Raw genomic sequence first — 14275 nt, 5'->3', positions numbered from 1 at the left:
TACGGGTAGCTTTAAAACACGATGCGCCAGAGAGCCGTTTAATAAGCTTAACGTTATTCAAATAAACGAACATTTCTTTGTTTAGGTCTTATATATATCTAGTTTTTTGCATCTTAGCATTAACGTTCTCTACTGGCAATAGTTTTGGACAGGATCCGCAATACAGTCAATATTACGCGGCACCCCTCTACCTGAATCCTGCATTTGCCGGCTCAGACTTACAGACGCGCATAGGGGCCAATTACCGTAGCCAGTGGCCCGGGCTGGACGCCCAATACAATACCTTCTCTGCTTATGCCGATACTTTTTTGGAAAAGTATAACAGCGGATTTGGCTTGATGGTCATGAATGACGTACAGGGAGCGGCGGATTTGCGCTCGCTGACCATCTCGGCCATGTATGCCTATGAGCTGAAGCTCGGCGAATCCGTTTATTTTCGCCCCGGTTTTGAAGGTAGCTACATCCGCCGGGAAGTGGGCTATTACGAAAACCTGGTCTTTGCCAATCAGATCAATCCCCAGGATCCCTTTGGGCCGATCTTTCCGGGAAATACGGACCTCACCGGATTGGGAGAACCGGTCAGCTTGCTCTCCCTGTCCTTTGGCGGGTTGCTCTTTACTGAGAACCTCTGGCTGGGAGGAGCCATTCACCATATCAATGAACCCAACCAGTCTTTTCTGGAAGGGGAAAGTCCACTGCCCCGAAAGCTGTCCTTTCACGGTGGCTACCGCATTGGGCTAGGCCATGGCGCCATGAAGCGTGACTTTACCCATACGTACAAACAGCGGTATTTTGTCCCAACCATCAACTATAAAAAGCAGGGCGTTTTTGAGCAACTTGACATTGGTGCCTATGTCTATGCCGAACCGTTGATCTTTGGGGTTTGGTACCGCGGACTTCCCTACAAGCCGCTCAACAGCGAAAGTAACCGGGATGCCATCGTCATGTTGCTCGGACTGAGCCTTCCCACGGGACTGGATGTGGGCTACAGCTTTGATTACACCATGTCCCAGCTGGGGATCCAATCGGGCGGTGCCCATGAGATCAGCGTGTCCTACCGGTTTCCCGACCGGAATCCCGGAGCGCCCCGGCTCCGAAATACCATTCTTCCTTGTCCTAAATTTTAATAGCTTTGCTGCATGAATGCAGAACAACTGAAATACCTCCTGATCGGCTTGGTCGTAGCCGGTTTTTTGTTTGATAAATGGACCAGTTGGCTAAATGTCCGGCAGCCGGTGCCGCCAGTGCCCGACACATTGCGCGGTCACTTGAGCCAGGAAAAACTCCAAGAATCCAAAAACTATCAACGCACCAATTACCGCTTTGGGCTCCTGACGAGCGGGCTGTCCTTTTTGGTGACGGTGGCCTGCCTCCAATGGGGCGTTTTTGGCTGGTTGGATGCCTGGGTAAGCACTGGGGTGGCAGCTCCCCTTTGGCAATCCCTGTTGTTTTTTGGCATCCTGTTTTTGGCTTCCGACTTGCTTTCCCTGCCGTTTGACTATTACCATACGTTTAAGATTGAAGCCGATTTTGGGTTCAATAAAACGACGAAGAAAACCTTTGTACTGGATAAGCTGAAAGGATATGCCCTGGGCATCATCTTGGGCGGTGGACTGCTGGCCTTGCTGCTTTGGCTGATCAATGGTTTGGGAAGTGGGTTTTGGTGGTACTTTTGGGCGGTGGCAGCCTTCTTTATGGTGCTGATCAACCTGTTTTACACTTCGTGGATCCTTCCCCTGTTCAATAAGCTTACCCCGCTGGAGGAAGGACCGCTAAAGAAAAGTATCCTGGCCTATGCGTCATCGGTCGGGTTTTCCCTGGACAATGTGTTTGTCATTGACGGCAGCACCCGCTCCACCAAGGCCAATGCTTTCTTTTCCGGCATGGGCAAGCGCAAAAAGGTGGTGCTTTACGATACCTTGATCGCACAACATACCACCGAGGAGCTGACGGCGGTGCTGGCCCATGAGATCGGCCACTATAAGAAGAAACATATTCTCCAGAGCATGGTCATCAGTGTCCTGCAAATTGGGGTCATGCTGTTTGTGCTTTCCCTTTTTGTCAATAGCGAGACCATCAGCTTGGCCCTGGGCGGCGAACGGGTGGCGGTCCACCTCAATTTGATCGGGTTTGTATTGCTGTTTTCGCCCATTTCGACCTTGCTGGGCATTGGGATGAACATGCTGAGCCGCAAGAATGAGTTTGAGGCGGACCGCTATGCAAAGGAAACGTATGCCGCAAAACCTTTGGCCGAAGGCCTGAAGACCCTCTCCGTCAAGACGCTCACCCAGATCAATCCCCATCCCTTGCATGTCTTCGTCAATTATTCCCATCCCCCACTGATGCAGCGCTTGGAGCAGTTGGAAAACTAGTAGGGAGATTTGAGTATTGAGTCTTGAGTCTTGAGATATGAGACGTGAATATTGAGTCTAGAGTCTCGATACTTGCGTCTTGCCTCTTGATACTTGAACTTGAGATATGTGTAGGGCTGTCATTGGGCGCGCGCGGTGGGGGATTCCTGTTCTCAGCTGCGCTTGGGTACTCGCGGGAAACTTTGAAGTTGGAATTTTTTACCTAAATTAGGTGGATGAATTGATCGATGTTTGCATCAGACGCATCAAGAACCACAGATAACCACCAATTAATCACACGCCTGCCCCTTTCATTATCAAGCCCTATGGCAGGCATTTCGTGAATACCTGCCTGATTTCGATCGTTTCAGGAGGTTTGTACATCATTAAAAAACCTAATTGCATTTATGATAAAATCATTCACCCTACTATTGACATCAAGTTTATTAAGTTTTTTGGCCCTGTTTTCAAGCTGTAGCAGTACATCTGAGCAGCAGGCCGAGAAAGTCAACCTCCCTCGAATAGCCATTGCTGGGCTGGCGATTGAGTCCAGTACTTTTTCCCCTGCCGTGACAGAAGCGCCCGCCTTCCATGCCAAGACAGGTGAGGAGATTTATGACAACTATCCCTTCATGGCCGCAGGATCCGAAAACCGCCAGCGGGCCGAATGGGTGCCTACATTGACCGGGAAGGCTATTCCCGGGGGGATCGTCAGCAGAGAGGCGTATGAATCATTGATGGAGAAGACCTTGAAGATGCTGAAAGAAAACGGTCCCTATGACGGGTTGTTCTTTGATATCCACGGCGCCATGAGCGTACAGGGGCTGGATGATCCTGAAGGGGATATGATTACGCGGATTCGCGAGGTAATCGGTAAGGAGCCCATCATTTCGACCTCCATGGACCTCCATGGCAATGTGTCGTGGCGGTTGGCCAAGCATTCTGATTTGATCACCTGTTACCGCATGGCGCCCCATGAGGATGCACTGGAGTCGAAGAAGCGTGCCATGGACAATTTGCTGGCGCGTATAGAATCCGGAAAAGGCAAGCCCGCATACAAGGCCTATGTGCCCGTGCCCATTTTATTGCCGGGCGAAAAGACCAGTACCCGTGTGGAGCCGGGCAAAAGCTTGTATGCCGCGGTGGCACCGGCAGCCAATCAAACGGGAATCGTGGATGCCGCCATTTGGATCGGCTATGCTTGGGCAGATGAGCCACGAAACCACGGGGTGGTCATGGTCACCGGTGATGATGAGGAGAAGGTTACCGCCACGGCAGAAGAGCTTGCCGAGCAGTTTTGGGCGGTCAGGGATGAATTTGAATTTGTCGCCCCGACGGCCACACTAACGGAAGCGTTGGATTCGGCGATTGCCAGTGAAGAGCAGCCCTTTATGATCAGCGACTCCGGGGACAATCCCACGGCCGGTGGAGCAGGGGATGTGACGTGGACCCTTCGCCAGATCTTAAACCGGCCCGAGTTCAAGGATGCCAACGGCCCGTCGGTGATCTATGCCTCCATTCCTGGGCCGAAGTTGGTGGAGGCGGCCGAAAAAGTGGGCGTGGGCGGCCATGTGGAAGCCCCCGTGGGAGCAGCCGTGGATGACCGGTATGAAGGCCCGATCATGCTCAAAGGATCCGTGGAGTCCATCAAAAAAGGAGACCGCCATGCCGAAACTGAAGTGGTGGTCAAATGTGGCAGTGTCAACGTCATCGTGACCAAAAAAAGAAAGCCTTACCATCATGAAGCTGATTTTACCGCCTTGGGATTGCAGCCCAAGCAGACGGATATCGTCGTGGTAAAAATAGGCTACCTGGTGCCCGAGCTGTACGATATGCGGGCGGATTGGCTTTTGGCGCTCACCCCGGGTGGAGTGGACCAAGACCTGATGCGCTTGGAGTACGAGCGGATCAAACGCCCCATGTTTCCTTTTGACCCGGGCATGGAGCGGCCGGACCTTTCGGCAAAATTGGTTCCGTTGTCGCATGAGGAGTAGGCTTTAGTCTTGAGTATTGAGTCCTGAGTATTGAGATGTGAGATGTGAGTCTTGAGCCTTGATACTTGAATCTTGATACTCAATACTTTGAGAATAGATAATCTTTCCCTGGCCGATTTTTGTGCGGTGCGGGCGTTGTTGATGAACGACGGCCTTGCCGGGGGGTAATCAACAAGAATGTTTATAATCCGACCAAGGAAGCCGTCATCGCAGGCGATTGTAGCCAGTGATCGCCTCCTTGTGGTGGAGCGAAGGGCTTTTATGATCAAACGAAGGTGGTTTTGCGCATAATTTTAAGTAGAAAAGGTTTCGATGCCCAGTATGGAGGGCAGCCCAGTCCGATTTTGCCGGATGGGACCTTGCTGAGTCTGCCCATCCCGGAGCCGCGGGATACCTTGACCTATGATGAACTGCAGCATGGTGGTCAGTCCTATGGGGCGATCATCCAAGGACTTCGTCCCTCCACACCCCTTCGCGGGAAAAGCTGCTGCCATTTGGATCCCGACTTGGATGACCAGGCACTTCCCAGGACTCCCGGATGGCGGCCATTGCTGGGACAGACCGGCGCCGCCCAGGGCCACTTGGCAAAGTGCGGGGTGGGCAAAGGCGACCTGTTCCTGTTTTTTGGGACCTTTCGGCAGACTGAAAGGGGGGAGCAAGGACTGGCCTATCGGAAGGATGCCCCGGAAGTGCACATGATCTTTGGCTACTTGCAGGTCGGGGAGGTGATCGATCCCTTGGAGGATGATGGTCCCGAAATCAGCTACCATCCCCATGCGCAGGAGCGGTTTCGGGCGGCGAAGCACAATAGGATTTACCGGGCCAGCGAGTGGCTGGACTTTTTGCCGGAGCTGCCGGGAGGAGGTGTCCTGAAAGCACACCCTGGCCTGCAGCTGACCAAGCCGGGCTTCTCCAAAAGCCGCTGGCAATTGCCCGATTGCTTCCGGAACGTTTCCATCAGCTACCACACCCCCAAGAGCTTCCGCCCAACTTACTTCCAGTCCGCCGCCAAGGGCCAAGAGTTTGTGGTCACCGCAAACGAAAAGGTAAAGGACTGGGCAAAGGGATTGATCAAGGAGGGTAATCGCTTTTAACCCCATGAAGTTATTTAATTCAGGCAAAAAGGGTCAGATCAAGCGCTTGCCTGTCCGGCAGGGAGTCGAGATCCAACGTCTAGCCTTCGACTACGCTCAGGCTGACATCTCTACTAATAGTTCAAAAACGATTTTCCTAGATTGATCGGGGAGGGTAACCGCTAAAAACCAGAAAAGTGCTATATTAAGGGATAAAAAGTTTTTTGATCCTAAACACTACTACTCATGAACCACCCTCGCACCTACCAGCTCTTGGGCAGCAGTAATCCAAGGGCCTATACCGACCGGGTACGCCTGCCGTTTGGCGATGAGATCTCCAGCCCATCTCCTATACCCCAGAAAAATACCCATTTTGTGGTATTTTTTAAACGTGAGCAAAAGCTTAATTTTCGAGAATACCCGTTTGCAAACGGAAGTCATCGTTTATGAACGGGATGTGGTGGATGTAAAGGTGTTGTAACCAATTTGAAAAAAATGAAATGCTTTAAAATAGTTTTCTTGACGCTATTGACAATCTTAATTTCTTGTAAGAAAAGCGATAAAGATAATTCTGTAGAAAATAAGATTAATCTTGAACTAAAGGCTAATCTTGAAAACATTTTACTGAAAGACCAAGGAATAAGAGAAATTGTAAATGGAAGCTTATCTGAGGAGAGAAAAGCTGAATTGCTAACCCAAATGAACTTAAAAGAATCAGATATTGATGGAAATAAAAAATTTGATTTAATGCGTAAAATTGACAGCATTAATATTTTAGAAATAGAAAGTATTATCAGCAAATATGGGTATCCCAGTAAATCTACAGTTGGTGAACCCGCTAGCAAAGCTGTTTTTTATGTAATTCAGCATTCAGATAAAATAAGCAAGTATCTTCCAATAATTAGAAAAGCAGCAGAAAATGGGGACATAACTCAAACTTCTTTGGCAATGATGGAAGATAGAAACTTAATGGAACAAGGGCTTGAACAGATTTATGGGACTCAAATAAAAGGAAAAGCCAATAAAAAAGGAGAATGGATTTATTTTCTTTGGCCTATTAAAAACGCTGACTCAATAGATACTTGGAGAAAACAAGTTGGATTTAAAAAAAGCCTTGAAGAATATTTAAAAGATATGGATGTTGAATTTAAGTTATATCAAATTAACGAATTAAATGATCTATAAAGCTGGTTACACCAATGTATAACCGCAATTACGGTGGATTTGCCTATCCCGAAATAAGTTCGGGGAGACCACTCGGAATTGCTAAGGTTCTAAACCGATAATTATACACCTGTATCGACCAAAAAATTGTAAAACATTAAAAGTACATTTGACCAATTATTAAATAATAACGATCTAAATATTAGTAATTTAACAGAAAAATATTCAATAGAATATATACTCAAATTGAGTATATAAAGACGTTGGGCACAAGGCGAAAACCAATCTACACGAATAAAAAATGGAGAAAGATTATTTTCTTTTAGAGGACAAAAAAAAAGAAATTGAATCCAAGTTCTTAATCAAAAACGGTTGGCTGAAAATATATGAAGATGATTCTAAAGACTTTGACGATTCTGCTGGAATATATTGTTGTCTAATATCAAACGACAAAGTTGAGAAATATAGTGAAGATTATAATTGGCCACTTTCAATGGGAAGTGAAGGAAAGCCATCTGTTTACGGAGACAACACATATAAATCAAATGACGAAGAAGGTTTAGAACCTTTTTTATTCTACAAAAGCTTTTCATTACAGGAAACTTCAATAAAATACATAGATGTTGCCGAGGAATTTGTTCTCTACTTTCGACTTTACGAAAAAGGAAATGACAAACAAAACCGTACATTTTATTATGTAAGCGATTATGGGGAATTAGACGAAGTTCTAATTATTGAGCCAAAATTGATTAAAGTAAAAATCAATTATTTGAGGGAATATATCACAATGAGAGATATGAACTTCGTAGTATGCTATGATTTTATGAGGTTGCTAAAAGAAATCCCTTCAGATTGGAACATCATACACAAGGATGAATTAATCAAAGAAAACGACTTTATTTATAGTCATTTAATTCGCAATGTATCCGACAAAACTCAAAGTTGGATTATGGGAAAAGTATTCATTAAACCAAATAATTCAAAGAGATCACATTTTGATTTTGGAGAATCAAAAAATGAAAGCTTTATAATCGGAATTGATGACGAAGGGGAATTAATTTATGAAGATTGCGGAAAAACAGACGGCAATCATTTTAAAGTTACTTATTTCAAAAAAGAGGTTTTAAACAAATACTACAATCAACCAAACAAATATCAAGTTGATGGATTTAGTGTTGGTTCGAAATTTTTTAGATTAAAAATAGACAATAATGTAGATGAATACATTCCTGTCTTTCTTACCAATTTGAGAATGCTTCCGGAAAAGGAACAACTTCATTGGAAACAATATAATATTCCACCAAAAGAGGGAATGAATATTAGTAGAACTTATTACAGAACAATGATAGAAGGTCAATGGGCAGAACAACCTGAAACAGTTGACTTGTTCTTTAAATCAAAGTATAAAAGCTTCAATAAAAAATGGCAAGAAAAGTTTGGTTGGCAATTGTACAAACCATTATCAAAAACAGAAGAGCATCTTTTTACTGCATTGCATAAAATAACTACAAACAACGTTAAAGCTTTCTGTGAACAAACTCTAACAATAGTAAAACTGACTATTGATAGACTTAATGAGAAGGAATTAGCAAAAGGGTTAGATTTGGACTCAAAAATTCGAGGAATTGGAAAGTTTGAAAAGTTTTTAGAGTCAAAAGGAATGAATATTCCAGATATGTTTGTGTTTTTAAGAAATCTTCAAAATTTAAGGTCTGGACTAATTGCTCACACATTTAGCGAGTCTAATAAGGACTGTAAAAAAGCTATTGAATATTTTGTAATTACAGATAGTAATTACATTGAAGTTTTGGGAGAAATATTTGTAAAATCAGTATTTACATTAAACACTCTGGAAAAATATTTTGAGTTGAAAGAATAAAAGCCCAGTGGCTAACAACGTATATAAAAAATAGCGGTTTAATCGCTTAAACGAAACAAAATGAAGAGATTAAAGGTCTGTAATAATCCGAAAAGTTAGTGCTTAAAAATCCGTTACTAATCATACTCGAGACCGTTGTAGGGCATTTAAAACAACAGTTGGATTAACGAGAAATATTAAACTAAAATGGCAAACGAACTAGAGAAAGCTATAACTGTAAAGGAAGCAATAGACAATATAGATTCAGGAGACTTGCTTCTTCCCTCAATTCAAAGACGGTTCGTTTGGAATACAAGACAAGTTGAGTTTCTTTTTGACTCAATTATGCAGGATTACCCCATAAACACTTTTATGTTTTGGTCTGTAACAGATGCGAACATTAAAAATCAGTTCCGTTTCTACGATTTTTTGAGAAAATACATTGAATACAAAGGGGGAAACAACGAAGAAAGAAATACTAATGGCTATAAAGACTTTAAAGCTGTAATTGACGGACAACAGCGACTGAACAGTCTGTATATTGGTTTAAAAGGTACATATGCCTACAAAAAGTATGTTTACAGGAAGAAGAAATATCAAAAGGATGAGCGAGATTACCCAAGCAGGAAATTATACCTTGATATTCTAAATCCAATTGTTGATGATGAAGAAAAGAAAGTATATGATTTTCGATTTCTCATTCATAATGAACACGAACAACAAAACAATCGAAAAACTAAAGGAGTCGTAGATGAAGAAGGCAAAAGATTTGAAGTTGATTGCTTTTGGTTTGAAGTTGGAGAAATTCTGAAATTTCAGAACGAACATAGCGTAATTACTTATCTATCTAAAAACGAGCTTGATATTGGTGGATTTCCAGGCGAGACATTGTTAAAGCTATATAAGCTGACCAATGAAAAGCCAATAATCAACTTCTTCTTAGAAAAAAATCAAGACTTTGACAAAGTGCTTTATGAATTCATAAGAACTAATTCAGGTGGATCTATACTTTCTTTCGCAGACCTACTAATGTCAATTATAACAGCATCTTGGGAATCAGGAAAATCCACAAAAGGAGCACGTGAAGAAATTGACGAATTAATCAGACAGGTAGAAGATATTGGTTTTGGGATTAATCAGGACTTTGTTTTAAAAACTTGCTTGGTTTTTTTCTCAGCGGACATCAGGTTTGCTTTAAAAAACTTTCAAGGCGAAACAATTCAAAAAATTAAATCTGAATGGGGTAAAATAACAAGAAGCATTAAATCAAGCTTTGAGCTTGTAAAATCACTGTCTTTTAACAATCATTCTTTACGGTCAAAAAATGCAGTTATTCCAATAATCTACTACATCTACTTAAAAGACTGTTCAAATGAGATAAATAAGGATAACAAACACGTTAGAAATAAATCTATAATTAAAAATTACCTTCACCTATCCCTTTTGAATAAGCTATTCGGTGGCAGTTCAGACGGCTTTTTAAAATCAATTAAACAAGTGATTGAAAAAAACCACGAAAGCGATTTCCCTTTAGTTCAGCTAAAGGAAAAGTTCAAAGGCACGAACCGTAGTTTTTTAATGGACGAAGAAAAGTTAGAAAATATACTAAGAACCTCATATGACAGTTTAGATGGGTTTTATGTATTGTCGCTTCTCTTTCCAAAATTCAATTTTGAATTTAAAAATCCAAATATTGACCATCTATATCCAAGAAGTCAATTTGAAAATTCAGATTTCAGCTTTTTAGAAGATGAAGAAGACATTGAGTTCTATCAAAGTCATTGGAATACTGTGTTGAATTTGGCGTTACTTTCAGAAGAACAAAATAAATCTAAGAACAAATCGGAATTAAAGAATTGGATAGAAAAACAAGAGAAACATAACCTTGGAATAAGAAACTCACTTTTGATACCTGAATCAATAGACCTAAAATTTGAAAACTTTAAAGTGTACATTCAGGAGAGAGAAAAGTTGTTGAAGAAAATAATACGAGAGAATACGGAACAAGAAAAAACGCCCTACAACATTGTATAAGAGCAATAGCGGGGAAAGTGATAAATTCAAGGTCTGTGCATTTAATAAACTTTTGTGGTGGCGGAAAGGTAATTACCTTGAAATCCGCTACTGCTCTTATACTTGACCGTTGTGTGTATTGTGAGAAAACGTCTTCGGAATAAAATTTATTTACTAAAAAGGAAACTTTTACATTTGTAACAAACAAATATCTGAATGACGGAAAAATTTAAAGTTGATTTTCTAAAAGAAGTTTTTTGACTTCTTGGATACACTCGATGAAAAGGCTCGAAAGAATATACTTTTCAATATTGACAGAGCAAAAGTTAAAACCGACAATACGCTCTTTAAAAAACTGACATAAGATATTTGGGAATTTCGAACCTTGTACAACAAAAAGCAATACCGACTCTTTGCATTTTGGGACAAAACGGATAATGAAGTGACTATTGTGATTGCAACTCACGGAATTGTCAAAAAAAATGCAAAAAACACCGAAAAAGAAAATTGACAAAGCGACCGAATTGATGAACAAATATTTTGAAAGTAAAAACAAGAAGTAATGAAAACATACACACTTGACGAAGTAAAAGACAAATATCTTGGGAAAAAAGGTACAGCGGAAAGAGATGCTTATGAAAACGAATTGCGACTTGACTTAATCGGAGAAGCAATCAAACAAGCTCGAAAAGAAAGGAAATTGACACAAACCCAACTCGGAGAATTAATCGGAGTGAAAAAAGCTCAGATTTCCAAAATCGAGAATAATTTGACAGACGCAAGGTTTGAGACGATTTTAAAAGTTTTCAGGGCGTTAAACGCAAAAATTAATTTTAACGTAGAGTTGCTAAACCAGAAAATGGATTTGGCAACTGAATAAAAAGCACTACACACAATAACTAAGCATGCTGACGGCTGGAACAGCCAAGCCTGAATGCCTTGTTGAATGACTGTTGCTGGGAATGGGGTGATTATGGGGAAGCTTTTTTGTCTTTTTATATTTATGGCGGTTTGGGGCGAAACAAATACGGTACTTTTGGAACGTCAATGGATGCTATTCAGTGGTTAACTATGAGTAGGCTAGGTAAATTCGAGAAGCAGTTTTGAGCCTACGGCACAAGGAGATTTAGCAGTAGCATGACTTTACCAAACTGTTTTATAGCTAGCGGCATAAGTCAGTTTGGGCATTGGGCTGGTAGGGCGTAGAAAAGTGTCGCAATAATGCTCCGTTAGGAGCAGCAGCGTGGTAAAAGAAAATGAATATTCGATGTCAAGTAATATGTATTGGCAAGTAGATTCCCCTCCATGGGGATTGCAAATCCCCCTTTTCAAGAGTTCCTGATTCCAAATCAGGAACAGCATGCACAAGGAACCGATTGTAGCCCCTACAACTTCCCCAACCCCAGCCCTGGCAGGGCGTCATAACAATAGCCATGGAGAAAGGATAAAGGGTGGGTTTTATTCCGAATGCCTTGATTTATAGAAAACTACACGAAATATTTTTTGGTCTTTGGATGATTTTTTAGCTTTGCGGCTTGTTTTATGGCGAGTGGGAGAGGTGCTTCCCCCGGCCGGCTGAAAATTAACATGTGATGACCTGTACTGCGGAGCGAACGTCAGTTGACCAAATCAATGCGACTAATATTTTGCCACAGACCCCATTCTGGGCAAAGGTAAAACACAAACAGGGGTTTAAGCCCAACGGCTTTCGGCTGAAGGTGTCCAAGGCACTGTTGGATCCCTATGCTGGGGCCTCGCAGCAGTTGGAGGAGGACTTGCTGATCTTGCTCAAGGATATTGGCGAAGGGCACTGCTTTGCCTATGTGCCTTATGGGCCGAAATTGGAGCCGCGGTTTGAGCACCAAGGGCTATTTCTGGAGAAGCTTTCGGAATCCTTGAGGCCTCATTTACCTGAGCATTGCGTCTTTATCCGCTACGATCTCCTTTGGGAAAACCAATGGGCCGATGAGCAGGAGTTGTACGATCCCAAGGGCAATTGGCAAGGGCCGCCCCCGGTGCAGACGCAGGAATTTCGCGTAAACTTCAATACCGACCATTGGAACCTGCGCAAGAGCCCCGGCGATGCCCTGCCGAAAAACACCTTTTTTCTGGATTTGGACCGCGGGTCGGAAGAATTGCTGTACGAGATGCGTTACAATACGCGTTATAATATCCGCCAGGCGAATAAGAAGGGGGTGGAAGTCCGCGAATATGGTGTCGAAAAGTTGGATGACTGGTATGCCCTGTATGAAGAAACGGGGATCCGGAAAGGCATCACGTATCAGACCAAGGATTACTTTTTGGACCTCTTTGCCCATCAGGACGAGCAGGTGCGGGTATGCTTGCTGATGGCGTCACATGAAGGGCAGGAGTTGGCTTCGATGCTGCTGGTGCTCAGCCATAAGCGGGCGACTTATCTTTTTGGAGCTTCAGCATCAGACCAACGCCAGGCCATGGCGAGTTATGCACTGCAGTGGGAAGCGATTAAGCGTGCCAAGGCTTTTGGCTGTGAGGAGTATGACATGTTTGGCTGTGCCCCCAACCTGGACCGCTCCCATCCGCTGCATGGCGTCCACCTCTACAAGAAGGGCTTTGGTGGCCAGCTTTTTCACCGCATGGGCTGCTGGGATTATCCGTTTCAGGAGAAAGGGTATGAGATGTTCAAAGCACAGGAAATGAATAATTGAGTTACCAAAGTTTCGCTAGCAATGAGGTTGGCTTAAACGTCAATTCCGCTTGATTATGGAAAGCCTATTTCGATGGCTATGCCTATTCTTTGTCGTCTATGGTTTCTCTTTGGCCACGGATGAACGTTGATAAACGCAGATAGGATGCTCCAGCTATTACTAATCTGTGTTCATTCCTTTTATCTGTGGCTTAAAATAACGGTTACAAATAGATGTTTCTACTTGGTGCCGGAGACGTTTAGTTTTAGGGTGTAGACGGCTGGGCCAGCGGTGATGAAGAGGGTTTTGCGGTCTTTTCCACCAAAGGTCACGTTGGCCGTCCATTTTTGGGGAATCGGGATTTGGCCGATTTGCTCGCCATCGGGGTTGAAGATGGTTACGCCGTTTCCCGTGAGGTAGATGTTGCCGTTTTCATCCATGGTCATGCCGTCCGAGCCCATGTTCACAAATAGGGTCGGCTCGCTGAGGCTGCCGTTTTTGTGGATGTCGTAGCGGTAGGTTTTTTGGTCGCCAATGTCCGCGATGTAGAGTGTTTTGTCTTTTGGGCTGCCGATGATGCCGTTTGGCCGGACAAAGTGGTCCGCCACCACTTTGGTGTGGCCATCGGGCGACCGGTAATAGACACGTTGCCGGTCCATGTCCGGAGCTTGCCTCGTCCAGTATTCCCGCTGGTAATAAGGGTCGGTAAAGTAGATGCCGCCTTTTTTGTCCACCCACAGGTCATTGGGGCCGTTGAGGTTTTGCTGCTCAAAGCCATCCACCAGTACTTCCACTTCTTGGTTTTGATCAATACGCCACAGCTGGAAGTTTTCATCCGCACAAGCGAGTAAATTGCCTTTTTTGTCAAAATAAAGCCCGTTGGCGCGGCCGGCATCTTCCATGTAGAGGCTGATGGTTTCCGTTTCTGCCGACCACCGGTAGATGCGGTTGTTGGGCTGGTCGGTGAAGTACACGTCCCCGTCCGGCGCTACGGTCGGTCCTTCGGTAAAAGAAAACTCATCCGACACCATGGTCGGTGCTGTACCGGTGAGGAGCAGGGGGGACTTGCTTGAAGTGCAGGCTAGCATGGTGAGCAAAAGGATGAAAAGGCAAGGAATGGATACGGTCTTCATAGGTTTTTTGCATTCGTTTAGGT

General features: G+C 43.7%; 12 protein-coding genes. 10 read left to right on the top strand and 2 right to left on the bottom strand.

Annotated features, from left to right (window positions below):
• The first annotated feature begins 77 nt into the window (after positions 1-77).
• From ECHVI_RS01635 to ECHVI_RS01620, 4 genes are all read left to right on the top strand, one after another.
• Positions 78-1127: a PorP/SprF family type IX secretion system membrane protein gene (locus ECHVI_RS01635; RefSeq protein WP_015264191.1), complete on the top strand. Its 1050-nt coding sequence runs from the start codon at positions 78-80 to the stop codon at positions 1125-1127.
• 12 nt (positions 1128-1139) lie between these two features.
• Positions 1140-2372 carry a M48 family metallopeptidase gene (locus tag ECHVI_RS01630; protein ID WP_015264190.1) on the top strand — a complete coding sequence of 411 codons (1233 nt, stop codon included), beginning with the start codon at positions 1140-1142 and terminating at the stop codon, positions 2370-2372.
• A gap of 386 nt (positions 2373-2758) precedes the next feature.
• Entirely contained in the window at positions 2759-4345 is a 1587-nt protein-coding gene (locus ECHVI_RS01625; RefSeq protein ID WP_015264189.1) for a M81 family metallopeptidase, read from the top strand.
• A gap of 281 nt (positions 4346-4626) precedes the next feature.
• Entirely contained in the window at positions 4627-5439 is an 813-nt protein-coding gene (locus tag ECHVI_RS01620; RefSeq protein WP_015264188.1) for an Nmad3 family putative nucleotide modification protein, read from the top strand.
• Between the two features lie 219 nt (positions 5440-5658).
• On the opposite strand, the gene ECHVI_RS24215 is transcribed toward ECHVI_RS01620, so the two are convergent.
• The gene (locus ECHVI_RS24215) at positions 5659-5790 is read right to left on the bottom strand and encodes a hypothetical protein (RefSeq protein WP_281168844.1); all 132 of its coding nucleotides are present in this window, start codon (positions 5788-5790) and stop codon (positions 5659-5661) included.
• 147 nt (positions 5791-5937) lie between these two features.
• Here ECHVI_RS24215 and ECHVI_RS01610 point away from each other — a divergent pair, with 147 nt between their 5' ends.
• From ECHVI_RS01610 to ECHVI_RS01585, 6 genes are all read left to right on the top strand, one after another.
• Positions 5938-6603 (top strand): DUF6624 domain-containing protein, encoded by a 666-nt coding sequence (locus ECHVI_RS01610; RefSeq protein WP_015264186.1) that lies wholly within the window; start codon positions 5938-5940, stop codon positions 6601-6603.
• A 280-nt stretch (positions 6604-6883) separates the two neighbouring features.
• The gene (locus tag ECHVI_RS01605) at positions 6884-8461 is read left to right on the top strand and encodes a hypothetical protein (protein ID WP_015264185.1); all 1578 of its coding nucleotides are present in this window, start codon (positions 6884-6886) and stop codon (positions 8459-8461) included.
• A 186-nt stretch (positions 8462-8647) separates the two neighbouring features.
• Positions 8648-10474, top strand: a complete 1827-nt coding sequence (locus tag ECHVI_RS01600) for a DUF262 domain-containing protein (protein WP_015264184.1) — start codon at positions 8648-8650, stop codon at positions 10472-10474.
• 364 nt (positions 10475-10838) lie between these two features.
• Positions 10839-10964: a hypothetical protein gene (locus ECHVI_RS23995; protein ID WP_245553410.1), complete on the top strand. Its 126-nt coding sequence runs from the start codon at positions 10839-10841 to the stop codon at positions 10962-10964.
• A 51-nt stretch (positions 10965-11015) separates the two neighbouring features.
• The gene (locus ECHVI_RS01590) at positions 11016-11333 is read left to right on the top strand and encodes a helix-turn-helix domain-containing protein (protein ID WP_015264183.1); all 318 of its coding nucleotides are present in this window, start codon (positions 11016-11018) and stop codon (positions 11331-11333) included.
• Positions 11334-12045: 712 nt separating this feature from the next.
• Positions 12046-13140 (top strand): lipid II:glycine glycyltransferase FemX, encoded by a 1095-nt coding sequence (locus ECHVI_RS01585; protein WP_015264182.1) that lies wholly within the window; start codon positions 12046-12048, stop codon positions 13138-13140.
• 218 nt (positions 13141-13358) lie between these two features.
• Here the strand turns inward: ECHVI_RS01585 and ECHVI_RS01580 are convergent, their stop codons facing one another.
• A complete protein-coding gene (locus ECHVI_RS01580; RefSeq protein ID WP_015264181.1) occupies positions 13359-14252 on the bottom strand; it encodes an SMP-30/gluconolactonase/LRE family protein in 894 nt (297 codons plus the stop codon).
• Positions 14253-14275: the final 23 nt, after the last annotated feature.

This window comes from Echinicola vietnamensis DSM 17526, assembly GCF_000325705.1.
GTDB classification, from domain to species: domain Bacteria; phylum Bacteroidota; class Bacteroidia; order Cytophagales; family Cyclobacteriaceae; genus Echinicola; species Echinicola vietnamensis.
Note: the sequence above shows the minus strand (reverse complement) of the source record. Positions and strands in the feature narration are given on the sequence as shown.

Excerpts from the sequence above, each read along its gene's own strand:
- ECHVI_RS01590 (WP_015264183.1), top strand. The coding sequence starts at position 11,016 with ATGAAAACATACACACTTGACGAAGTAAAAGACAAATATCTTGGGAAA.
- ECHVI_RS01600 (WP_015264184.1), top strand. The coding sequence starts at position 8,648 with ATGGCAAACGAACTAGAGAAAGCTATAACTGTAAAGGAAGCAATAGAC.
- ECHVI_RS01630 (WP_015264190.1), top strand. The coding sequence starts at position 1,140 with ATGAATGCAGAACAACTGAAATACCTCCTGATCGGCTTGGTCGTAGCC.
- ECHVI_RS01625 (WP_015264189.1), top strand. The coding sequence starts at position 2,759 with ATGATAAAATCATTCACCCTACTATTGACATCAAGTTTATTAAGTTTT.
- ECHVI_RS24215 (WP_281168844.1), bottom strand. The coding sequence starts at position 5,790 with ATGGGTATTTTTCTGGGGTATAGGAGATGGGCTGGAGATCTCATCGCC.
- ECHVI_RS01605 (WP_015264185.1), top strand. The coding sequence starts at position 6,884 with ATGGAGAAAGATTATTTTCTTTTAGAGGACAAAAAAAAAGAAATTGAA.
- ECHVI_RS01585 (WP_015264182.1), top strand. The coding sequence starts at position 12,046 with ATGACCTGTACTGCGGAGCGAACGTCAGTTGACCAAATCAATGCGACT.
- ECHVI_RS01580 (WP_015264181.1), bottom strand. The coding sequence starts at position 14,252 with ATGAAGACCGTATCCATTCCTTGCCTTTTCATCCTTTTGCTCACCATG.